Annotated in this window: 24 protein-coding genes and 1 pseudogene; 6 read left to right on the forward strand and 19 right to left on the reverse strand. The window is 62.2% G+C overall.

Annotated features, from left to right (window positions below; all coding sequences use genetic code 11):
* From C480_RS15675 to C480_RS15685, 3 genes and pseudogenes are all read right to left on the reverse strand, one after another.
* Positions 1-460 (reverse strand): annotated as a pseudogene (locus tag C480_RS15675) (arginine:ornithine antiporter); the annotation flags it as partial.
* Positions 461-651: 191 nt separating this feature from the next.
* Positions 652-921 carry a hypothetical protein gene (locus C480_RS15680; protein WP_006666599.1) on the reverse strand — a complete coding sequence of 90 codons (270 nt, stop codon included), beginning with the start codon at positions 919-921 and terminating at the stop codon, positions 652-654.
* 99 nt (positions 922-1,020) lie between these two features.
* Positions 1,021-2,370 (reverse strand): Nre family DNA repair protein, encoded by a 1,350-nt coding sequence (locus C480_RS15685; protein WP_006666600.1) that lies wholly within the window; start codon positions 2,368-2,370, stop codon positions 1,021-1,023.
* A gap of 440 nt (positions 2,371-2,810) precedes the next feature.
* Between C480_RS15685 and C480_RS22290 the strand changes: the two genes are divergently transcribed.
* Positions 2,811-2,990 (forward strand): HVO_2753 family zinc finger protein, encoded by a 180-nt coding sequence (locus C480_RS22290; RefSeq protein WP_006666601.1) that lies wholly within the window; start codon positions 2,811-2,813, stop codon positions 2,988-2,990.
* Between the two features lie 9 nt (positions 2,991-2,999).
* Positions 3,000-3,266 (forward strand): elongation factor 1-beta, encoded by a 267-nt coding sequence (locus C480_RS15690; protein ID WP_006108897.1) that lies wholly within the window; start codon positions 3,000-3,002, stop codon positions 3,264-3,266.
* 48 nt (positions 3,267-3,314) lie between these two features.
* Here C480_RS15690 and C480_RS15695 read toward each other — a convergent pair whose 3' ends face one another.
* Together C480_RS15695 and C480_RS15700 are read right to left on the reverse strand one after the other, a co-directional pair.
* On the reverse strand, positions 3,315-4,001 hold the full coding sequence (locus tag C480_RS15695; protein ID WP_006666602.1) for an RNA ligase partner protein: 687 nt from the start codon (positions 3,999-4,001) through the stop codon (positions 3,315-3,317).
* Between the two features lie 72 nt (positions 4,002-4,073).
* A complete protein-coding gene (locus tag C480_RS15700) occupies positions 4,074-4,514 on the reverse strand; it encodes a hypothetical protein (protein ID WP_006666603.1) in 441 nt (146 codons plus the stop codon).
* A gap of 325 nt (positions 4,515-4,839) precedes the next feature.
* Here C480_RS15700 and C480_RS15705 point away from each other — a divergent pair, with 325 nt between their 5' ends.
* Positions 4,840-5,043: a hypothetical protein gene (locus tag C480_RS15705; RefSeq protein ID WP_006666604.1), complete on the forward strand. Its 204-nt coding sequence runs from the start codon at positions 4,840-4,842 to the stop codon at positions 5,041-5,043.
* Between the two features lie 320 nt (positions 5,044-5,363).
* Here the strand turns inward: C480_RS15705 and C480_RS15710 are convergent, their stop codons facing one another.
* The 11 genes from C480_RS15710 to C480_RS15760 form a co-directional block, all read right to left on the reverse strand.
* Complete coding sequence (locus tag C480_RS15710; protein WP_006666605.1) at positions 5,364-6,170, reverse strand: ABC transporter permease; 807 nt, start codon at positions 6,168-6,170, stop codon at positions 5,364-5,366.
* On the reverse strand, positions 6,163-7,092 hold the full coding sequence (locus C480_RS15715; RefSeq protein ID WP_006666606.1) for an ABC transporter permease: 930 nt from the start codon (positions 7,090-7,092) through the stop codon (positions 6,163-6,165). The genes C480_RS15710 and C480_RS15715 overlap by 8 nt, the downstream gene beginning before the upstream one ends.
* 14 nt (positions 7,093-7,106) lie before the next feature.
* Positions 7,107-8,243: an ABC transporter ATP-binding protein gene (locus C480_RS15720; protein WP_006666607.1), complete on the reverse strand. Its 1,137-nt coding sequence runs from the start codon at positions 8,241-8,243 to the stop codon at positions 7,107-7,109.
* A gap of 62 nt (positions 8,244-8,305) precedes the next feature.
* On the reverse strand, positions 8,306-9,448 hold the full coding sequence (locus C480_RS15725) for an ABC transporter substrate-binding protein (protein WP_049903800.1): 1,143 nt from the start codon (positions 9,446-9,448) through the stop codon (positions 8,306-8,308).
* Positions 9,449-9,542: 94 nt separating this feature from the next.
* Complete coding sequence (locus C480_RS15730; RefSeq protein ID WP_049903817.1) at positions 9,543-10,040, reverse strand: methyltransferase family protein; 498 nt, start codon at positions 10,038-10,040, stop codon at positions 9,543-9,545.
* Positions 10,041-10,143: 103 nt separating this feature from the next.
* Complete coding sequence (locus tag C480_RS15735) at positions 10,144-10,974, reverse strand: endonuclease III domain-containing protein (protein ID WP_006666610.1); 831 nt, start codon at positions 10,972-10,974, stop codon at positions 10,144-10,146.
* Positions 10,975-11,043: 69 nt separating this feature from the next.
* Complete coding sequence (locus tag C480_RS15740; protein ID WP_006666611.1) at positions 11,044-11,223, reverse strand: hypothetical protein; 180 nt, start codon at positions 11,221-11,223, stop codon at positions 11,044-11,046.
* A 52-nt stretch (positions 11,224-11,275) separates the two neighbouring features.
* Positions 11,276-11,728 carry a DUF371 domain-containing protein gene (locus C480_RS15745; protein WP_049903819.1) on the reverse strand — a complete coding sequence of 151 codons (453 nt, stop codon included), beginning with the start codon at positions 11,726-11,728 and terminating at the stop codon, positions 11,276-11,278.
* Positions 11,729-11,833: 105 nt separating this feature from the next.
* Positions 11,834-13,177, reverse strand: coding sequence for an alkaline phosphatase family protein (locus C480_RS15750; protein ID WP_006666613.1), 1,344 nt, complete (start codon positions 13,175-13,177; stop codon positions 11,834-11,836).
* A gap of 203 nt (positions 13,178-13,380) precedes the next feature.
* Positions 13,381-13,518 (reverse strand): hypothetical protein, encoded by a 138-nt coding sequence (locus C480_RS23890; RefSeq protein WP_006666614.1) that lies wholly within the window; start codon positions 13,516-13,518, stop codon positions 13,381-13,383.
* Positions 13,519-13,657: 139 nt separating this feature from the next.
* Positions 13,658-14,191, reverse strand: a complete 534-nt coding sequence (locus C480_RS15760) for an inorganic diphosphatase (protein ID WP_006666615.1) — start codon at positions 14,189-14,191, stop codon at positions 13,658-13,660.
* Positions 14,192-14,392: 201 nt separating this feature from the next.
* On the opposite strand from C480_RS15760, the gene C480_RS15765 reads away from it, so the two are divergent.
* Positions 14,393-14,752, forward strand: coding sequence for a PadR family transcriptional regulator (locus C480_RS15765; RefSeq protein WP_006666616.1), 360 nt, complete (start codon positions 14,393-14,395; stop codon positions 14,750-14,752).
* 105 nt (positions 14,753-14,857) lie between these two features.
* Here C480_RS15765 and C480_RS15770 read toward each other — a convergent pair whose 3' ends face one another.
* Positions 14,858-15,583 carry a DUF7108 family protein gene (locus tag C480_RS15770; RefSeq protein WP_006666617.1) on the reverse strand — a complete coding sequence of 242 codons (726 nt, stop codon included), beginning with the start codon at positions 15,581-15,583 and terminating at the stop codon, positions 14,858-14,860.
* A 98-nt stretch (positions 15,584-15,681) separates the two neighbouring features.
* Positions 15,682-16,275 carry a ribonuclease HI gene (rnhA, locus tag C480_RS15775; protein ID WP_006666618.1) on the reverse strand — a complete coding sequence of 198 codons (594 nt, stop codon included), beginning with the start codon at positions 16,273-16,275 and terminating at the stop codon, positions 15,682-15,684.
* Positions 16,276-16,437: 162 nt separating this feature from the next.
* Between rnhA and C480_RS15780 the strand changes: the two genes are divergently transcribed.
* Positions 16,438-17,400, forward strand: coding sequence for a transcription initiation factor IIB (locus tag C480_RS15780; protein WP_006108914.1), 963 nt, complete (start codon positions 16,438-16,440; stop codon positions 17,398-17,400).
* 167 nt (positions 17,401-17,567) lie between these two features.
* On the opposite strand, the gene C480_RS15785 is transcribed toward C480_RS15780, so the two are convergent.
* Entirely contained in the window at positions 17,568-17,828 is a 261-nt protein-coding gene (locus C480_RS15785) for a hypothetical protein (protein ID WP_006666619.1), read from the reverse strand.
* A 275-nt stretch (positions 17,829-18,103) separates the two neighbouring features.
* Here C480_RS15785 and gyrB point away from each other — a divergent pair, with 275 nt between their 5' ends.
* Positions 18,104-20,038: a DNA topoisomerase (ATP-hydrolyzing) subunit B gene (gyrB, locus tag C480_RS15790; RefSeq protein WP_006666620.1), complete on the forward strand. Its 1,935-nt coding sequence runs from the start codon at positions 18,104-18,106 to the stop codon at positions 20,036-20,038.
* The last annotated feature ends 8 nt before the right edge of the window (positions 20,039-20,046 follow it).

Raw genomic sequence — 20,046 nt, forward strand, 5'->3', positions numbered from 1 at the left:
GCTCAGAGATGTGTATAAGAGACAGGGTCCCGACCGTCGTCCACGAGGAGCCGATCGCGAACGCGACGACGGCGGCGAGGATCGTCGCAACGGGGAGGAACACCGACGGCGACAGCAACTCGAGGCCGTAGTACATCATCGCGGGAATCGTCCCGGCGTCGATCCAGGTGGCGATGAGCGCGTAGATGGTGAAAATAATCAAAAGCGCCTGCAGCCCCATCATGAGGGCGTTCGAAATCCCCTCGTAGAGTTCATCCCATGAGTAGCCGAGGTAGTACCCGTAGGCCCCTGTTGCGACGATACTCCAGAGCAACGGCGCGTGCGGATCGAGCCCGAGCACGGCCGAACCGATGCCGAGGAAGACGACGATCAGCAAGACCGGAACGAGCGCCAGCCTGAACGAGGGCCGGCGCTCTGGGTCGAGTTCGTCGATCGACGTGGGCGTAAAGTCGAGTGCCATTGGCCGTGATATGCAGCACGAGAATAAAAGAACAATGGTTTATTACTTCTAAGCATGCAATCTGGTACCGAGCGCCACGGATGCACGTCTCACAGTCTCCCTACCGTTCAGGAAGTTGGGCAGCCAACGATGAATCGCCGCGTCTCAGCGATCAGCGTCCGCGTTCTGGCCGTTGCTCGAGCGAAAATCGGTTATTCGCCGTCGGTTTGTGACGATTTCGTGCCGTCCGAGCGTGATTGTGACTGTGAACTCGTGTGCGCACGGTCTGAGCTCAGTGCTGTGTCCGGGTCGTCCTCGGTCGCGTCGAGTTCAGCGAGGTATTGTTCGGCATCGTAGCGGACGTACCCGGTGTAGAGGAAGATGAAGCCAAAGATGAGCGCGGGGACGCCGAACAGGAGAAAAAGGGCGGCCAGTGCGGTCCCGATGTCGGGCGGGAGAGCCCCAGGAGTCGGTGTGAGCATACCGGTATCGAGACGCCGTGCGGTCAAAGGCGTTCCCCCGTTTCGGCTGTGTCGTCCCATCACCTCGCCGGTTCGTATCGACGTTGGGACGAGCAGGAGTCAGTGTGAGAAGGCGCTCAGGTTCGTCTGCAGTCCCGCCGCGAGTTCGGATTTGCGCTGGAGTCGGGCGTAGGAGACCGGTAACTGCGGTGCGATTGCCGCTACCGCCTGGTGGAAGGTTTCGGCTTCGCCGTACTCGCCCGCGAGCGATTCTCGCTTGCTGGCTGGCTGGGTGCTCGCGCTGCCGGGCGTGCCGTCGAAGGCGTTGCGGACGCTTTCGCGGACCTGCCAGACGCCGACGGGGGCCCAGTAGTCGTCCGATACCTCGCGGAGGACGAGACACTTCGCCTGGCGGCCGATCGACTCGAGGTATTCGAGGACGCCGAGTCGCGCGGCGTAGTACGCGCCGGCGGTTTCTTCGACGTAGCTCGTGCGGCCGTCGTAGCCCTCGTTCGCACTCTGGAGCCAGATGTCGCCGTTCTGGTTCGGGTTCCAAATGCTGCCCGGCGCTTTCATCTCGACGAGTTCGAACTCCCAGTTGCCGGGGGCGAGGACGATCCAGTAGCGGTTGCCCATGTACTCGTTGACTCTGACCTGCACCTCGTCGATGCTCGGCTCGGACCGGATACGGCCGCGGAGGAACTGGCCGACGGTGTCGTCGACGGCGGTGATCGACCACCGCGTCGGGACGAGCCGGCGCTGTTTGGTCTCGCCGAGCGCGCCGGCCGAGAGGATCGAGTTGATGTCGTAGACGTCGAAGCCGCGCCGGTAGAGGTAGGTCATCGCGCCCTGGGCCTGCCAGTCGTCGTCCTCCAAGGTCTTCTTGACCGGTTTCGGGACGTAAGGGTTCTCCCGGAGTTCGGCGTTGCGAGCGTTGGCACGTGGGCCCCGTGGCGTCGCAACGTCCGTCCCCGCATTGAGACTGAGGTCGGGCGTGTCGTCGAGTCCGATCTCCAGGTCGACCGGTCGATCCGCGATGGCGACCTCGCGCTGGACGCCGACGAAGCCGTCCCAGCTATCGTGGACCGAGGGGGTGAGCCGGCTCGCGATGCTCGGCGATTCCACGTTCGCGCGCTTGTTCGAGTTCAGCAGGCCGGTCCGGCGCTGGAGTACGTCGTCGATGGCGTACCCCTGCTGGTACCAGTTGCCGTCGGTGACGTACTCCTCGGCGGCGTCCTCGTCGCCGACGGGCGAGAGTACGCCGATCGGAATGTCGGGGTAGTTCGATCGACCGACGAAGATGGAGGGTGCCGTCGATCCGACGAGGGTGTCGCCGCTGAGGGCGTCGTCAAACCGCTGTTCGAACTCTTCCAGGTGGTCCGTAATCGCGTAGGACTTTTCCTTTGCGAGGCGGCGGCGTTTTGCTTCCTCGTCGGGTTCGAGTTCCTCGATGTAGTCGTCGAGGCGCATTCACTCGCTATAGGGAGCGCTGGGGTTTGAATGTTGAGTTGCCGGGTGGCCCACGCGAGCAATCACTAGAGGTATCGTGCTCGGTGGACCCCAGGCGAAATGTCAGAGGCAGCGGCCCGGCAGGTGGGCGAGGTGGTCGAGTATCGGGCACCGCGAATCGACCATCGCCAATCAGCCAGCAGCCAGTGGCTAGCAGACAGCGGGCACCAGGCCGCACTCACTGCTTTCTCCCGGGACATAAAGTAACCTCTCGGGCGTTTTCTGAGTCAGAGAATCCTCGAAGAGAGGGAGGGGACGGCAAGGAGTCGATTCGGTGACTGCCGAATCGGGTGCACGTGCACGTCCGAGTCCACGACCCGAATCCAAATCCGGATCGAGTTCGGTCGTGTTCGAACGCGCAAAAGACAACCGTTAAAAACGGCGGGCGGAAAAGGAGGGGTATGAGTACGACGGACGATCGTCAGACACGGTCCTGCGTCTCCTGTGGGATCAACATCGCCGGCACGAACGCAGCCGCGTTCAAGTGCCCGGAGTGCGGCCAGCAGATTTACCGCTGTGCCAAGTGTCGAAAGCAGAGCAACCTGTACGAGTGCCCCGACTGCGGGTTTATGGGACCCTGAGGTGTTACGATGGGAAAAGTAGCTGCCAAAATCAAGGTCATGCCGGACAGCCCGGAGATCGACCTGGACGCGCTCCAGGAGCGCCTCGAGACCGCCCTTCCGGAGGGTGCCAAGATCAACGGTGTCGAACGTGAGGAGGTCGCGTTCGGTCTCGTCGCACTGTACCCGACCGTGATCGTCCCCGACGGTGCGGGCGGCACGGAGACCGTCGAGGAGAACTTCACTGGCGTTGACGGCGTCGAAAGCGTCGATGTCGACAACGTCGGTCGGATATAACGCGCTACTGCAGATTGCGGATTGCTTTTCGTGAGAGTGTTGGTTCGGTTAGTCGACGGTTCGTTTGGCGTCGGAATCGATCGCCGTGAGGTACTGTTCGAGGAGGTCCGGGAACTCTCGGCCCCTGATGTAGCGCAGGCCGAAGTCCTCGGTCCAGTCGATGATACCCGTGTCCTCGGTGACGACGCCGGCATCGAGTTCACGAGCGAGGATCAGGAGGTCGAAGTCCTCCCGGGAGTCGAGCACGCCGGTTCGCATGGCGCTGCGGTACTTCTGGCGGAGGTCGGAGATGATCGCGTCGGTTTCGGTCTTGTGGTCGTGGTCCGGAACCGTCTCGTCGGTTGCGGTTTCGGCGCGACGGACTGCGGTTTCGGAGACGCGGAGGCCGCGGTCGACGCGGCCGCTCATCTCGTCGACGAAACTGTAGACGACGTGGGCGGGGATCGTGACCGCGTACCGGTCGGGATGTTTGCGGATAACCCAGGTGTTGAGCCGGGAGAAGACCGCATCGTCGACCTCGCGGTCCGCGAGCATCGTCGTGAGCTCGTCGTGGATCGTCGGCGGGACGTAACACGAGATGCCGAGGTTGAGTCGGGCGTTCGCGATCAGCTCGAGGAGTCGAAGGATGGCCGGTTCGAGTGACTCGTCGTCGCGTCGGATTTCCTCGGTGAGAAACAGCGAGGTATCGAGGACGAACCGCTGTTTGAACGCCCCGCCGGAGGTGGCCGTGGCCATGGAGAGTGTAGGGGTCGAACGGGGAAATAACCCCATCGCAGCGAGAGCAGCCGGTCTCGAGAGGCAGTTACGTCACGGGTCGGGTTGCCGGTCGCGGTTGGCACCCAGGTCGGCCTGGGAGACGATCTGTGCGCCGCGGTCGGAGAGGTCGACGGTAACGTCTTCGGTGACGGCCTTGCTGATTTCGTCGATATTGCCCGCAAGCACCGTCAGGATGTCGTCGGGGTTTGCGTACAGGAGCATGTTTCCGTCCTGTCCCTCGGCGACGAGTTGCGTGTCGTTCAGGACGATCTGGTCGTTCTGAATCGTCGCGGCGACGACCGGCAGCGCCTCGGGCTTGCCGGGTTCGTCGTCGCGGACGCGACGGATGTGGACGGCGTCGAGATCGAGCACCTCCTTGTACTCCTGAATCTTCTCGGCGCAGTCGACCATGTCCTGGAGGAGTGCCGACTTCTGGGCGCTCGCGTGATCGCCGTCGAGACAGTGCTGACAGACGCGGAGTTCGATTCGCATTGCCCGTCGGTTGGTCCCCCAGCCCGATGAGAATTCCGCTTGGCTCCCACCGGTCGACGCGCCGTCCGCACGAACTCGTTCCCGTTGGCCAACGGTAGATATAAGTCACTACCGATCAACAATTAGAACGGAAGCCACGACGCCGGGTACGAAAGTGCCCCGGGTGCTGTAACACCCGAGACGTGGCTTCTACCATGCAGCTCGAAGCCATGTTTGCGTACATTCTCACGGGATATAAACATCCCGCACGACTGACGCATCGTTCGATTCGATCAGTAGCAACGCGTTCTGTCGAGAGGACGGGAGAAACGAGGTGCCGGTCGGCATGACCGACGACACCGGCGCGAGCGATGCGCAAAGCGGCGACACCGGGACGACGGACGATCCGGAGACCGTCAGCCTCCCGCGCTGTCCCCACTGTGGGACACCCATCACGCAGACCTCCATGATCGGTCCGGGCGAGGCCATCGCCGGCCCCTGTGGCTGTCGCGTCGCCCCGCCGGACCCCGACCGATCCGGGTCCGACTGATCCTCGCGAACCGAGTTCAGCCACGTCCCAGCCGCGTCGGTGAACTCGGGTCGCGGCGGGCAGCCGAGTTGGCGGGGGTGTTCGAGACGACCACTATCACCATCACCATCACCATCACCACCACAGCCATCGGAACCACGGCGACAGCTACCGACACCACCGCACAACTCGGCCTGCAAACGCGACGCCCGGGTGCACTCGCACGCGCTTCACTGAACTCGTAACTCCTCACGAGACGATTCATCACTATCGACAGCACGCGGTCCCGAAAGCGCCGAGAGAAACGCGGAAAACGGCCGTTGCGCTCGGAAACGCCGAGTTCAGGAGAGTTGCTTCGACAGCCACTTTAGGTTCGTCGCGATCGCCGCGATAACGATCGCCCCGAGGGAGATCAGAATGAGGAACGTCGAGACGACGCTCACCATCGGATCGAGCGCCTGGCGGATCTGCGTCCAGGCGAGCACCGGAATCGTCGTCGTGCTCGGCGTCGAGAGGAACAGCGCCATCACGAACTCCTGAAGGCTGATGATGAACGCGAGCAGTGCCCCGACGAGGATTCCGTGTTTCACGTTCGGCAGGACGACGTGAACGAACGAGCGCACCGGTCCCGCACCGAGGTCGTGGGCCGCGTCGAGTTGCTGCCAGTCGAACCGGCTAAAGACCGATCGCATGACGAAGTAGACGAGCGGCGTCGCCCAGAGCGTGTGCGCCAGGATGATACTCGCGTAGGAGCCGCGCAGGCCGACCTCGCTGAAGTACATCAACAGCGTGATGCCGAGGACCACCGGCGGGATCAACAGCGGGATCAGCACGAGCGGTTGCAGTATCGCCCCGAGGGAGTCGTCAGTGTCGAGTTCCTGCCCGAAGGCCCCGGTCACGCCGAGGAACGACGCGAGCAGCGCCGTCCCGACGCCGATGAGAATACTGTTCGTGAAGGCTCTGAGCCAGCGCGTGCTCTCGAAGAACTCGCCGTACCAGGCGAGCGAGTAGCTCTCGGGCGGGAAGGCGAGTCGGCCCGCCTGCGAGAACGACGTGACGACGACGACGAACAGCGGCAACAGCATGAACACCAGCAGCGCCAGGTAGCTGGCTTGGAACACGCGGTTTTCGACGGTTTCTCTATGCAAGGTCGAAGTCACCTCCGAAGCGGTTGAGGATCGCAAAGAGCACGCCCGTGCTGATGAGCATCAGGACGAGCATGATGACCGAAAAGGCGGCCGCGACGGGATAGCGCTGATCGGTCAGCAAGAGCGTTTCGATGTAGATCGCGAACGTGAGATTCTCTGAGAGCAGCCCCGGCGCCGCGTACGAGCCGACGCTCCAGGCGAAGGAAATGACGGTCGCGACAATCACGCCCGGCATCACCTGGGGGACGACGACTTCGACCACCGACCGCGGTCGACTTGCGCCGAGGTCGCGCGCCGCCTCGACGATGTCCCAGTCGATCGTCGCCATCACGCTGTAAATCGCCAGGACAGCGTACGGAAGGACGATGTAGAGTTGGCCGATCCCGGCACCGACTATACCCGGCACGAACTGAATCGGTTCCGAGACGAGGTTCAACGAGAGCAGAACGTCGTTTACCGTGCCCGTCGGCGAGAGCAGCGGCGTGAACGCGTAGGTCCGGATGACCAACGTCGTAAGCAGCGGCAGGATAACCGAGAACAACAGGAGCGACTTGACGAGGCCGCTAGAGCGCCAGATCGCGTACGCGTAGAACAGGGCGATACCGACGGTTACGATCGTCACGGCTCCGCCCAAGACGAACGAGTAGACGAGAATACTCCAGAAGAGATCGAACGAGAGGATGTTCTCGATCACCGACGAATACGCATCGAGCGACCACGTCCCCGATTCGTAGGGGAGATCGGCCGAGCCGGATGCGACGCTAATCCGCAGCAGGATGAAGAACGGAATCACGAAGACCAGCAACTCGAACGCGATCAGCGGTGCCATCAACACCAGCGCCCGCCGCGAGTTCGACTGGCCGACGACCGCATCTCGAATTCGGTCGAATGAACTCGGGTCGCGCGTGTTCGTAGTAGTCATTGTTATTTCAGGTGTTATAGGGTAACGCGTGTGCCATCGTCACGGAACGCGAGCACGTCCTCGCCGTCCCACTCGAGTCGAATGTCGTCACCGGACGCGTGAGCGCCGGTGCTCGCGTCGGTTCGTTCGGCGAACATGGACGATCCGTTGATCGAGACGGAGTAGCGTACGGTCGACCCGCGGTAGATGACGTTTTCGACCGTGCCGGTGACGGCGTTGTGTGCGCTTCCATCCGTGGCGACCGGCTGTTTGCCGGCCGCCTCGGGGCGGCCGGTCTCGCCGTCGATCGAGAGGATTTCGGGACGCAGCGACAGCGTGAGCCCGGTTCCCTCGTCGACGTCCGGTTCGCCGTCCGTCGGTAAGACGAGTTCAGTACCGAGTTCGGTATCGACGTGAACGGCGTCCGAACTCGTGCGCGTGACGACGGCGTCGACGAAGTTGGTGTCACCGAGGAAGGCCTCGATAAAGCGGTTCTTCGGGTTCTCGTAGACCTCGTCGGGGTCGCCGACCTGGACGAGTTCGCCTTCGTTCATGATGCCGATCCGGTCGGCGAGCGTGAACGCCTCGTCCTGGTCGTGCGTAACGTGGACGAACGTTTCCTCTAAGTCCTCGTGGATCTCGCGAAGTTCGATCTGCATGTCCTCGCGGAGCCGTTTGTCGAGGTTCGACAGCGGCTCGTCGAGCAAGAGGACATCGGGATTGACCGCGAGCGAGCGAGCGAGGGCGACGCGTTGTTTCTGGCCGCCGCTCAGGTTCGTCGGGTCGTCGTCGCCGTAGCCGCCCATCTGGACGCGTTCGAGCATCGACCGCGCTCGTTTTTGACGGTCGTCTTTCGACATGCCGCGCATCTTCAGTCCGAACGCGACGTTCTCGAGGACGGACTTGTGCGGGAACAACGCCCAGTCCTGGAAGACGGTCGAGGTGTTGCGTTCGTAGGCTGGCTGGTCGGTAACGTCGTCCGCCTCGATCGAGATGGTGCCGCTCGTCGGTGTCTCGAGCCCGGCGATCATGCGGAGCGTCGTGGACTTTCCGCTTCCGCTCGGGCCGAGCAGGCACAACAGTTCGCCGTCTCGAATCTCGACCGAAACGTCTTCGACGGCGGTCGTTTCGCCATACTGCTTTTCGAGGTCGTGTAGCGTGATCTCTGACATTCGTATTGGTATCGTGTTCACTCAGAACTCGGACACTCGTGTGTGGTCTTTCGCTGGTGCAATCAGGAACGCTGTTGGATACTCGTGAACTCGTCGGAGAGGGCCGCGTTGTGTTCGGAGAGGAACTCCCAATCGGGGAACGCGATGTTCTGTGCTTCCTCGGTCGTCGTCGGAAGGTCTTCTTCCAGCCCCCTGGCGTACTCGATGTTCTCGTTGCTAAACACCATGGGGTGGCTCTCGGACCACGAAGACTGCACGTCGGCGTCGAGCAGGAAATTGATGAACTGCTCGGCCTCGTCTCGCTTGTCGGTTCCGCGGACGACACACCAGTTGTTGAGCCAGCCCGTCGTCTGCTCCGGCATCGTGTGAGTCAGCCCGTCGTAGTCCTCGATGTCGTAGGCCGTCTGGTCGTAGTACCACTGGGCCGCATCGATGACGCCGTTCTCAAACGCTTGCCAGATGTCCTCGCCCGAACTCGCCCAGCTCTGGACGTTCCAGTCTGCGACCTGGGCGAGCACATCCTCGTGGTACGCCGTATCGTGCATCTCCCCGGCGCCGTCTTCCTCGTCCATGCCGATCGCCGCAGCGTAGAGGGGATACCACCAGAACCCGGTATCGACGCCGATCCCCGAACTCGATTCGATGGCGGTTGACGAGAGGTCGCCCCAGGTTTCGGGATCGATATCCGCGTCCTCCCGATGGATGATCGTACAGGGTGCGCCGTCGACCGGCAGCCCGTACTCCGTATTGCGCATCTCCCGATAGAAGTCGATGATCTCCTCGGCGTTGGGAACGTTCTCCGTCCGGATCGGCTCGAAGAGATCGTCCTGGCGACCGTAGTAGTAGAAATTTCCCTCGGCGACGGTCACGTCGAACGGCGGGTCGTCCGCTGGTGCCGTCTGGATATCCGTGAGGATGTTGTTCCAGCCGGGATAGATCTCGATCGGCGTTTCGAACTCGTCTTCGTACCGCCCGACGACCCCCTCTTCGAAGCGATCCGCATAATTTCCGCTCCAGATACTCACGCGCAATGGATCTCCGTGCCCGAGCAATTTGGCACATCCGGCGAGTGCGGTAACGGATCCCACTGCCGTTGCGGACAGTAGCCGGCGTCTCGATGTCGATTTGCCCACAGATTCAGTTCTCGACTCAATCGCTGACTTTGTTTTACTGGTCTCTGCATCCCGTTCTGGGCCTGCAGCCATTGGTGCCCCGGTTCTACCCCGGTTGCGACATAAAACCGTTGTGATGTCCGAAAAACATCTCAGTTATACGGACTGCAGCTCCGAACAGAATCGCTCACCCGTCCGTGCGCTGAACTCGTGGAAGCCAGCGCGGAACCCGCGCCGCGTACTCGGCGTATGCCTCGCCGTGTTTCGCCGCCAGGTTCGGCTCCTCGTAGCTGACGATCCGTCTCTGGAAACCAAGTGCACAGCCGACGGCCCACCAGAGAACGAGCGCCGACCGGAAGCGGACCGCCTGGCCGAGGACGACTAGCACGACGCCGATGTACATCGGATTACGGGTGTCGGCGTAGACGCCGCCAGTGACGAGTTCGGCCGGTTCGTCGCGCGGCGAGGGCGTCCCGTCTTCGTCCGCGAACCGAAACGCGGTGTGACAGTACAAGAGTGCGCCGCTGACGAGCGAGAGGTGGCCGAGCCGCCGTACGAGAGGCGAGTTGAAGGACTGGTACTCGAGGTCGTTCCGACCGAGCAGCCACGGGATCAGTCCGGCGACGGTACCCGGAACGATAGCGGTGAAGACGGCCGTTTTCAGGAGAGCGAACGATCGAGCCATGTCCGACAAGACGGTTCGAAGGGTGAAGACGTACTCGTCGGTTACAGCGGTGTCCGCCGCGCGTATCCGACGATAGTTCGTCACCTCGGTGACGCTCGGCGTCTCACTCAATCGTTTCCGCCGGGTCAATAACCTCGCCGGTTGCGGGGTAAACGCCGACCTGGTCGCAGATATCGGCCATCGGACACGCCTCCGGATCGTCGAGACAGGCCGGCTTCCGCGCCGTACAGAGCTCCCGACCGAACTGGATCGTCGCGGTGTGGCCGAACCCGCACTTCGCGGTCGGCACCTCGTCTTCTACCACCTCGCGCACGTCCTCGTGATCCGCGTCCGGCGGCGCGATCCCCAGCCGCCGATAGATCCGGTGCACGTGGGTATCGACCGGGAAGACGCCGCCGCGACCGCCAGCGAAGAGCAACACGCAGTCGGCCGTCTTCGGGCCGACACCGCGAACGTCAAGCAGCGTCTCGCGGACCTCACCGGGCGCTTCGTCCGCGACGAAGGCGTCGAACGCAGCCGCCGAGCCGAACTCGTCACAAACCCACTCAGCGGCACCGATTATCATCTCGGATTTCTGGTTGTAGAGCCCGGCGGAGCTGATCGTTTCGGCGAGTTGCGACTGCTCCGCAGCGGCGAGTTCAGCGGCGAGATCGACATCGGAACCGCCGTAGCGGTCGATCAGGGCGTCATGAGCGGGTTGGCTCGCCTTGTCGCTCGTGTTCTGACTCAGGATGGTGCGGACGAGACAGGGAAAGGCATCCTGCCCGCCGTAGGTCTTTTGCCAGTATCGTTCGCCGAGCCGATCGACGACGCGTTCCGCCCGGGTATCCGCGCTTGCAGGGTTGAACTCGGCGTCGATGCCGCCGCCCGTCGTTCCGCCGCTGATATTGACGGCTGGCTCCGGGTCCGGGTTCGGAGTCGACTCGTCGCTCATAGGTCAGTTTCAGCGAGCAATGACTATCGGTCTTTCTCTCCTGGACTGCAACACGGAACGCAGCACAGATCAGTGGCTGAGCGGATCTTCGACCTTGCAGGCGAATTTCTCTCCGCACTCGCCACACGTCGCCGACCGATCGTAGCCGTCGGCCAGCGAACCGGTCCGTTCGCGCGTTCGAAGGACCGTGCGCTTGATGTCAACACCGACTTTCGTCTCGCAGTACGGACAGATAACGCGTTGTGACATACTGATCGATGAGCGCTCTCCCATATTGGTGTTCTGGCCGTCCGCCGAGGCGCTACTCGACCGTCAGCGTCACCGTCGTCTCGGCACCCGAAGCAAGCGCCGCGACGAGTTCGCGATCGAATCCCTCGGCGGCGAACGAAGCCCCGACCACGACCGTTCGATCGTCGACGTAGTCGCTGGTCCGCCCGACCGCGCTGCGCTCGTTGGTGAACTCGAGGTCGGGATGGCCGCGGCCCGTGACCGACTCGCGGTGGCCGTCGGCCTCGACGGTGACGGTAATCGTCGCGTCCGCGTCCCGGCACGCGGCGACGAACTCGGGATCGAAGTCCGCGGGCGCGCGGTCGGCGTCGATCGCGAGGATGCAGTCGCCCGCGGGGGTCAGGTAGTCGTCGGTCGTTATCTCGAAGGTGCTCGCGTGGGCGGCGCTGACGTGTTCGTGCCCCGTTGCGTGAATGACTTCGGTGTATTTGTCGGCGTCGTCGTCCGTCTCGTCTATCTCGTCCATCGCGTCCGAATCGCCGGTCATACCCGAGCGACGGGCCCTGGTGCAGAAAACAGGTGCGACTTCGATCGTTCCCGGCGACCTGCGAGCAATCGACGTCGCGCGAAACTACAGCAAACTCGCGCCGTCGAACTCGCTCCGGTTGAACTCGATGTCCATCAGATCGAGAATGGTCGGCGCGATATCGAAGAGGTCGGCGTCGCCGATGGAGGCGTCCGGATCGTCGATGTACAGCGAGGTATCGTCGAAGTTGTGCATGCCGTTTCGCGGCCCGGTCGTGAACACTTCCGAATCCGCTTTGAACCCGGACTTCAGGTCGAACCCGTTGCTCGGGATCGCGACCAGATCCGGCGCGATGTCGTCGTGGTCGCCGCGGAAGGCGTCTTCCTTCTCGACGACGCGGTCGACGACCGGCCGTCCCTCGGGCCCCTCGAGCGCCTCGAGTTCGGCTTTCAACTCGTCGCGGACCGCATCGTACTCGTCTTCGGGGACCGAGCCGCGGGGCTCGCGGCCCTCGAGATTGATGTAGAACCGGCCGGGGATGAACGAGTAGGCTCTCGTTTCGTCGGCGATATCGCCCAGTTCTTCCGGCTCGTCGGTGTTGAAGGAGAGCCAGCCGTTCTCCCGAAGCCACTCGTTGAAGTGGACCTCGTAGTCGAGGCTGGTAAAGCCGTGGTCCGAGGCGACGATGAGGGTCACGTCCTCCGGCAGCGTCTCGCGCAGGCGACCGATGTAGTCGTCGACCGCCTGGTAGAACTCGATGAACTCGTCTTTGTACTGGCCGTCGCGCTCGTAGTCTTTGAAGAGGAAGTGGTTGACTCGGTCGGTCGTCATGAAGACGCCGAAGAAGAGGTCCCAGTCGTCCTCCTCGAGGTAGTGTTTGAACGCCTCGAATCGGGCGTCGATCGTCTCGTGGGCGTCCTCGATGAACGCTTCCTTGTCCTCGTCGTGTCCCAGTTTCGGGTTGACGTCGATTCGGTAGTCGAGCGAGTCGAGATAGTCCCGCACGTCGTCGGGGTAGGCGGCCTTTTCGAGGCCTGGCGAGAGGAATCCGGAGACCATCCGCTGGACGTTTCGCTGTGGCGGGAACGTGACGGGGACGTTCATGACGGTCGCCTTGCGTCCGTCCTCTTGGACGCGGTCCCAGACGCGGGTGGCCTGGACTTCGCTGCCCATCGGAACGTAGGTGTCGTAGGTTCCGACTTCGCGATCCTGAAAGCCGTAGACGCCCGTTTCGCCGGGATTGACGCCGGTCGTGAGCGACGGCCAGCAGGCGCTCGATTCGGGCGGCACGATGCTCGAGATTTCGCTCGCGGTGCCGTCGGCCGCGAGTTCGGCCATGTTGGGGAACAGGTCCTCGTTCTCCGAGAGGAGACTATACGGCACACCGTCGATTCCGATAAAGGCGACACGGGGGGATTCGTCGCCCCGCAGTCGATCGAAGAGACCCATAGGCGGACGTAGTTCGACCGCATACAAGAAGGTTCGTTTCGAGACACTCTTTTGAGAAGGGGGATAGCTCCTGCACGGATTCAGTCGCACCTCCTCTCATCTGCAGCCGACGCTACCGGGAGAAAAATACCGGTTGATGGGGGCGAGTGGAGCGGATAGAACGAGCGGGGCCGAGCGGGGACCAGGTAACTGCGGATCCACGATCAGTGCTCGTCGTCGCGGTCGGCCGGCTCGGGTTCGAAGTTCGTCGGAACCACCGTCAGGTGGCGCATTCCGACGCCGGCACTGGACTGATCGTCGGCCGGCACTGACTCGCGCGGGGACGGGTTCGTTGCTGCCATGACGATTCGACCTACGACCTATACCTGGTTAAAATTACCCATGCTCATAATGCATGAGTCGGATAGCGCCGCATAACTCGGATGAATCGACGCCCGACAAAGAGATGGTGAGGTGTGAACGCCGCCGCTGCGAGAACGCTTACTCGAAGTGCTCTTCGTAGAGGTCCTGTGCGTGTTCGATCGCGTCGTAGGCGGCCTGTTTGTCCTCCCAGCCCTGCGTCTCGACTTCCTTGCCCGCCTCCAGGTTCTTGTAGGTCGAGAAGAACTCGTCGATCTCGTCGAGTTGCTGCTGCGGGATATCGTCGAGATCCTCGATGTGATCGTAGCGCGGGTCCTCGGTGGGGACGGCGATGACCTTGTCGTCCTGCTCACCGTCGTCGTCCATCTTCATCAGCGCGACGGGGCGCGCTTCGATGACGCAGCCGGGGAACGTCTGATCCTCGACGAGCACGAGCACGTCGAACGGATCTTCGTCGTCGTAGTACGACTGCGGGATGAAACCGTAGTCGCTGGGATAGTGGACGTTGCTGTGGAGCACGCGGTCCAGGACGACGCCCGGGACGTCCTTGTCGTACTCGTACTTGTTCCGCTCGCCCTTGAGACACTCGACGACGGCGTAGATCTCTTCGGGCGGATTCGGTCCGGTCTCTACATCTTCCCAGAGATTGACCATGCACCGCACACTCTACGGTGGATCAAAAAGTACTTTCCTAATCACGTTTCACATTCTACGTGACGGTTGCCAGACAGCCGACACACGGGCACCAGATGTGGATCCATCCGCATTCGCCGCCAACCCCTAAATCACGCCGAAACCGGCGGGATCGCCGAATAGTTGGCAAGCCTTAAATAGTCTGGTGACATTTGCACAGGTATGTCAGAGGCACAATCAATCACCGGCGAACAGAGTATCGCACGAGAACTTACGGCGTTCCAGAACAACATCCTCGTCATCCTCGCCAAGGAACCGATGTACGGCCTGGCGATCAAGCGCGAACTCGAGGACTACTACGGCACCGAAGTCAACCACGGCCGTCTCTACCCCAACCTCGACGAACTCGTCGACCTCGGGCTGGTCGAAAAGAGCGAACTCGACAAGCGAACCAACCAGTACTCGCTGACCGACGACGGCTACGAGGCCGTCCTCGACGGCATCAACTGGACGCTCTCGAAAGTCGTCACCGGCGACGACCGCGCCGACGAGATCCGAGACATCATCGAGAGCAGTTACTGAACGCCGCCGCGTTCGGTACTGAACCCTTTTGTCGTCGACGAAAGCGACGGCCAGCAACGGCGACGAGTTACAACGTGGGAGAACGGCGAAAACGGCGGACAAATCCTACGAGTTCTCCTCGCGCGTCACCTGCACACCGCTTGCGTCATCCGAGACGGCTCCATCGATCGTCACGGACTCGCCAGCGGTCTCGAAAGCCAGTTCGACTGACTCCCAGAGAACGGCCTGCTGTGCGTCCGAGGGCCAGGCGTTGCGGACGACGTACTCCGTCAGGAACTCCTCGAGTTCAGCGGCCGTCAGCGACTGGATCGGCTTGGCGTAGTGGTTGCCCGCGAAATCGGCGAGGCGACGTGCGTTCTCGCCGTGGGTGTCACCGTGGGCGGCACGGACCTGCGCGACGAGGTCACGATTCTGTGCGTCGACCGCGTCCCAGTCGTCCGGATCGCCGGTCCCCTCGAGCGGGATTTCGATCGCGCGCGAGAGGTCGTCGATTCGATCGGTCCTGATAACGCCGGCATCGTCGTCGTGCCACTCCTCGGGGTGGCAGACGAGCACTGCATCGCCTTCCTCACGAACGCGCGCGCTAAAGTTGTGGTCGGCGAGCAGGTCGGCGCGTCGGTTCTCGTAGGCTGCAGCCTCGTTCTCGTCGGGGGTCTTGCGCGCGAGTCGCGTGAGGCGTTCGGCTTCGTCGACGACATCGGCGGGGAGTTCGTCGTCGGTTTCTGCCGCGGCGGGATCGGTGTCGGCTGCGGTGGAAGCAGCGTTAGCCGCGGCGGTGTCGTCACTCCGGGACGACGCTCCATCGCGTTCGGTTCCGTTCGGATCGCTCATATCGAGCCGTTCGCGGTGGAGGGATTTCCGCTTGCTGGTCTCCCTGCCGTCGATTCGCCGTCAGGTACGACGCGCGGCCATCGAGAGACGAAACAGAGTCAGCCCTGATCGAGCGCTTCGTTTGCGAGTTCGTCCGCGCGACTGTTGACTTCGCGGGGGACGTGTTCGAGGGTCCACTCGTCGAACTCGGTCAAGAGTTCGTGGACGGTGACGCGTTTCTCGCGGAGGTCCGGATCGTTCGTATTGTACTCGCCGCGGACCTGTTTGACGATGAGTTCGGAGTCGCCGCGGACGTGGAGTTCGTCGTAACCGTAGTCGCGAGCGGCCTCGAGAGCGGCGATGAGTGCCTCGTATTCGGCCTGGTTGTTCGTCGCACGACCGATCCGTTTACTGCCCTCGGCGACGATACCATCTCCCGTGACGATCACCCAGCCGATTCCGGCGGGGCCGGGATTACCGCGCGCGCCGCCGTCGAAGTAGACGTGGGCGCGTCCACCGCCCTCGCGGAGCAGGGCTTCGAGTTCGCGCGGATCGCTGCCCTGGATGACGATTTTGTCGTCGTAGGCGACGGCCGTCGCGCCGCCGCGACTCGCACGCCAGCGTTCGTGATCCGTGTTTCCGGATTCGACGGCGACACCGGCGTCTGTGAGGCGGTCACGCGCGGCGTCGACGTCACACTCGAGAACCGGCATTCGGTCCTGTGATCGGCCAGTTCCGGATAAAGGTTTTCCGGTTTCAAATCACAAACTACGGTGCTGACGCGCTATATCGGGTGATATTCCGCGTTTTCCGTCAATAGTCGAAACAGATTACCAAAGGTTTATGTACTATCGTGATACTACTATAAAAGTGCGATGACACGGTCCACCCGCCAGCGGGAGCGAACGCGTGAGACGGACGAGACCGAGGATCAGGAGGGGGTACGTGCCTGCCCCGAGTGTGAATCGGACAATCTCGTAAAGGACTCCGACCGGGGTGAGCTCATCTGTGAGGATTGTGGGCTCGTCGTGGAAGAGGAGAAAATCGATCCCGGTCCTGAGTGGCGGGCGTTTAACCACCAGGAACGACAGGAGAAGTCCCGCGTCGGTGCGCCGACGACCCAGACGATGCACGACAAGGGACTGACGACGACGATCGACTGGAAGGACAAAGACGCCTACGGGCGCTCTATTTCATCCAAAAAACGCAGTCAGATGCACCGGCTGCGCAAGTGGCAAGAACGGATCCGCACCAAGGACGCTGGCGAACGAAATCTACAGTTCGCACTCAGCGAAATCGATCGGATGGCGTCCGCACTGGGTGTCCCGCGGTCGGTCCGCGAAGTCGCTTCGGTCATCTACCGACGCGCACTCAAAGAAGACCTCATCCGCGGCCGGTCGATCGAGGGCGTCGCCACCTCGGCGCTGTATGCCGCCTGTCGAAAGGAAGGGATCCCGCGCAGTCTCGAAGAAATCTCGGAAGTCTCACGCGTCGAACGCAAGGAAATCGGTCGCACGTATCGCTATATCTCGCAGGAACTCGGCCTCGAGATGCGACCCGTCGACCCGAAAAAATACGTCCCCCGCTTCTGTTCTGAACTCGAACTCTCCGAAGAAGTCCAGACCAAGGCCAACGAAATCATCGAGAAGACGGCCGAAGAAGGACTCCTTTCCGGGAAATCACCGACCGGCTACGCCGCCGCTGCGATCTACGCTGCGTCACTGCTCTGTAACGAAAAGAAGACCCAGCGCGAGGTCGCAGACGTGGCCCAGGTGACCGAAGTCACCATCCGCAACCGGTACCAGGAACAGATCGAAGCGATGGGAATCCACGGGTAATACCGTTCGCTCACCAGTCACTACCACTACCACTTTTATCGGGACCGTCCCGCTGACCAGTACCCGCACGAGACCACTGTCAACCACCGACACTGCGCAGTTTTGCCGTCTCGAACCGTTGGCGACCGCAGCCTCCACCGATTCTGCGTGGCACTCACCGCACAAACTCACTGCCTCCGCCGATCGTACACTGCCGTCCGGCGCATCTCGGCGTTCCGGCGGCGTTTGCGGGTCACAACCGTGCTATAGCTTCCGATCACGATGGCTCCCAGGAGGACGATACTCGCCGAAAGCCACGTTCCTCGTCGTTCCGAGTCCGGTTCGTGTTCGATCACGTCTCGAGTGGCGACGGCGTCAGCATTCCGGCCGCGCTCGTCGTGTTTTGCAGTCTGCTCGTGCTCACTTGCATCCCGGGTCGGTCTGGTCATTGTCCGTACCTGGCTCACTCCGTGGTCGAAAAGAGTCTGCTGCCCACGGCTGCAGGCCCGCGTAGAACGAGCCCGGAACCAGTCAGACACACCGCACCGCCAACCAACTCACCGTACTCGAATCGGGCCACTGGAGCGGTGAAGCACCGCCACACTGGGGACTGGAAACAGCTGCTCCGCCGACAGAGACGAACCGTGCGTGGCGGTCGCGCTCGCGCGCGTACGTGAGTTTTATTAGTGACCGGCCGCTATGCGAAAGCAGGTTTTAGAGTTATATGTCCCAGGAAAGCGAGTACGGTGCCGGACAGATCCAGGTCCTCGAAGGCCTGGAAGCCGTACGAAAACGGCCGGCAATGTACATCGGTTCTACCGACTCTCGAGGCCTCCACCATCTCGTCTACGAAGTGGTGGACAACTCGATCGACGAGGCACTGGCCGGGTACTGCGACGAGATTACCGTCACGATCCACGAAGACGGCTCGGTCAGCGTCGCGGACGACGGCCGGGGAATCCCCGTCGACACGCACGAGGAGTACGACCGCCCCGCACTCGAGGTGATCCTCACCGTCCTCCACGCCGGCGGCAAGTTCGACAACAAGTCCTACCAGGTCTCCGGCGGCCTCCACGGCGTCGGCGTGAGCGTCGTCAACGCCCTCTCCGCTCGTCTCGAGACCGAGGTCAAACGCGACGGGGGTGTCTACGAACACACCTTCGAGACCGGCGAACCCGCCGGCGACATGGAACGCGTCCGCGACATGGAACCCGGCGAGGCAACCGGGACGACGATCCGCTTCTGGCCGGACACCGACATCTTCGAGACGACCGACATGGCCTTCTCGACGCTGTCGAACCGGCTTCGCGAACTCGCCTTCCTGAACTCGGGCGTCCGGATTACGCTGCGTGACGAACGAGAGTCCGCGACCGAAGACGGCGATGAACTCGCGGAAACGTACGAGTACCAGGGCGGCATCCGCGAGTTCGTCGAGTATCTGAACGAAACTCGGTCGGCGATGCACGAGGACGTCATCTACTTCGAGGACGAAGACCAGAACGTCCGCGTCGAGGTGGCGATGCAGGCGACCCAGGAGCTACAGGGGTCGATTCACGCCTTCGCGAACAATATCAACACGCGCGAGGGCGGGACTCACCTGACCGGGTTCAAAACAGCGCTCACGCGCGTCGTGAACGACTACGCGAACGAGAACGATCTGCTCTCGGACATAGAGGAGAACCTCAAAGGCGAGGATATCCGCGAGGGGCTGACGGCCGTTATTTCGGTCAAACACCCCGATCCGCAGTTCGAAGGCCAGACGAAGACGAAACTAGGGAACTCGGAGGTTCGCGGCGTGGTCGAGGGCGCGATGCACGACGGTCTCGGCACGTACTTCGAGGAACATCCCGATACAGCCCAGGCGATCGTGATGAAGGCCGTCGAGGCCGCGAAGGCACGCAAGGCGGCCCAGAAGGCAGAAGAGCTGACACGTCGGAAATCCGCTCTCGATTCCACGTCCTTGCCGGGGAAACTCGCGGACTGTCAGACGAAAGATCCGGAAAAGGCGGAGTTGTTCATCGCGGAGGGTGATTCCGCCGGCGGCAGTGCAAAGCAGGCACGGAATCCGGAATTCCAGGCTGTCCTCCCGATCAAAGGGAAGATCCTGAACGTCGAGAAACACCGTCTGGATCGGATACTGGAGAACGACGAAATCCGGAACATGATCACCGGGATCGGCGCGGGGATCGGCGACGAGTTCAATGTCGACGACGTCCGCTACAAGAAAATCATCATGGCGACGGACGCCGACGTTGACGGCGCGCACATCCGGACGCTCCTGTTGACGTTCTTCTACCGACATATGCGGCCACTGCTCGAGGGTGGGTACGTCTACGCGACCCAGCCGCCGCTCTATCGCATCCGCTATCGCGGCGAGACCTACGACGCGATGACGGACGCGGAACGCGACGAAATCGTCGAGGAGAAGTGCAACGGCAATCCCTCGCAGGTCCAGCGGTTCAAGGGGCTGGGCGAGATGAATCCCGAACAGCTCTGGGAGACGACGATGAACCCGGACAACCGCATCTTAAAGCAGATCACGATCGAGGACGCGGCTGCCGCGGACAAGATGTTCTCGGTGCTGATGGGTGACGCGGTCGAACCGCGAAAGCAGTTCATCAAGGAGAACGCACCGGAAGCAGAGTGGATCGATATATAGGGTGAGAC

The organism is Natrialba aegyptia DSM 13077 (assembly GCF_000337535.1).
GTDB classification, from domain to species: domain Archaea; phylum Halobacteriota; class Halobacteria; order Halobacteriales; family Natrialbaceae; genus Natrialba; species Natrialba aegyptia.

Coding starts and splice junctions, on each gene's coding strand:
- C480_RS15680 (WP_006666599.1), bottom strand. CDS start 921: ATGCTCACACCGACTCCTGGGGCTCTCCCGCCCGACATCGGGACCGCA.
- C480_RS15685 (WP_006666600.1), bottom strand. CDS start 2,370: ATGCGCCTCGACGACTACATCGAGGAACTCGAACCCGACGAGGAAGCA.
- C480_RS22290 (WP_006666601.1), top strand. CDS start 2,811: ATGAGTACGACGGACGATCGTCAGACACGGTCCTGCGTCTCCTGTGGG.
- C480_RS15690 (WP_006108897.1), top strand. CDS start 3,000: ATGGGAAAAGTAGCTGCCAAAATCAAGGTCATGCCGGACAGCCCGGAG.
- C480_RS15695 (WP_006666602.1), bottom strand. CDS start 4,001: ATGGCCACGGCCACCTCCGGCGGGGCGTTCAAACAGCGGTTCGTCCTC.
- C480_RS15700 (WP_006666603.1), bottom strand. CDS start 4,514: ATGCGAATCGAACTCCGCGTCTGTCAGCACTGTCTCGACGGCGATCAC.
- C480_RS15705 (WP_006666604.1), top strand. CDS start 4,840: ATGACCGACGACACCGGCGCGAGCGATGCGCAAAGCGGCGACACCGGG.
- C480_RS15715 (WP_006666606.1), bottom strand. CDS start 7,092: ATGACTACTACGAACACGCGCGACCCGAGTTCATTCGACCGAATTCGA.
- C480_RS15720 (WP_006666607.1), bottom strand. CDS start 8,243: ATGTCAGAGATCACGCTACACGACCTCGAAAAGCAGTATGGCGAAACG.
- C480_RS15725 (WP_049903800.1), bottom strand. CDS start 9,448: ATGGCTGCAGGCCCAGAACGGGATGCAGAGACCAGTAAAACAAAGTCA.
- C480_RS15730 (WP_049903817.1), bottom strand. CDS start 10,040: ATGGCTCGATCGTTCGCTCTCCTGAAAACGGCCGTCTTCACCGCTATC.
- C480_RS15735 (WP_006666610.1), bottom strand. CDS start 10,974: ATGAGCGACGAGTCGACTCCGAACCCGGACCCGGAGCCAGCCGTCAAT.
- C480_RS15740 (WP_006666611.1), bottom strand. CDS start 11,223: ATGTCACAACGCGTTATCTGTCCGTACTGCGAGACGAAAGTCGGTGTT.
- C480_RS15745 (WP_049903819.1), bottom strand. CDS start 11,728: ATGGACGAGATAGACGAGACGGACGACGACGCCGACAAATACACCGAA.
- C480_RS15750 (WP_006666613.1), bottom strand. CDS start 13,177: ATGGGTCTCTTCGATCGACTGCGGGGCGACGAATCCCCCCGTGTCGCC.
- C480_RS23890 (WP_006666614.1), bottom strand. CDS start 13,518: ATGGCAGCAACGAACCCGTCCCCGCGCGAGTCAGTGCCGGCCGACGAT.
- C480_RS15760 (WP_006666615.1), bottom strand. CDS start 14,191: ATGGTCAATCTCTGGGAAGATGTAGAGACCGGACCGAATCCGCCCGAA.
- C480_RS15765 (WP_006666616.1), top strand. CDS start 14,393: ATGTCAGAGGCACAATCAATCACCGGCGAACAGAGTATCGCACGAGAA.
- C480_RS15770 (WP_006666617.1), bottom strand. CDS start 15,583: ATGAGCGATCCGAACGGAACCGAACGCGATGGAGCGTCGTCCCGGAGT.
- rnhA (WP_006666618.1), bottom strand. CDS start 16,275: ATGCCGGTTCTCGAGTGTGACGTCGACGCCGCGCGTGACCGCCTCACA.
- C480_RS15780 (WP_006108914.1), top strand. CDS start 16,438: ATGACACGGTCCACCCGCCAGCGGGAGCGAACGCGTGAGACGGACGAG.
- C480_RS15785 (WP_006666619.1), bottom strand. CDS start 17,828: ATGACCAGACCGACCCGGGATGCAAGTGAGCACGAGCAGACTGCAAAA.
- gyrB (WP_006666620.1), top strand. CDS start 18,104: ATGTCCCAGGAAAGCGAGTACGGTGCCGGACAGATCCAGGTCCTCGAA.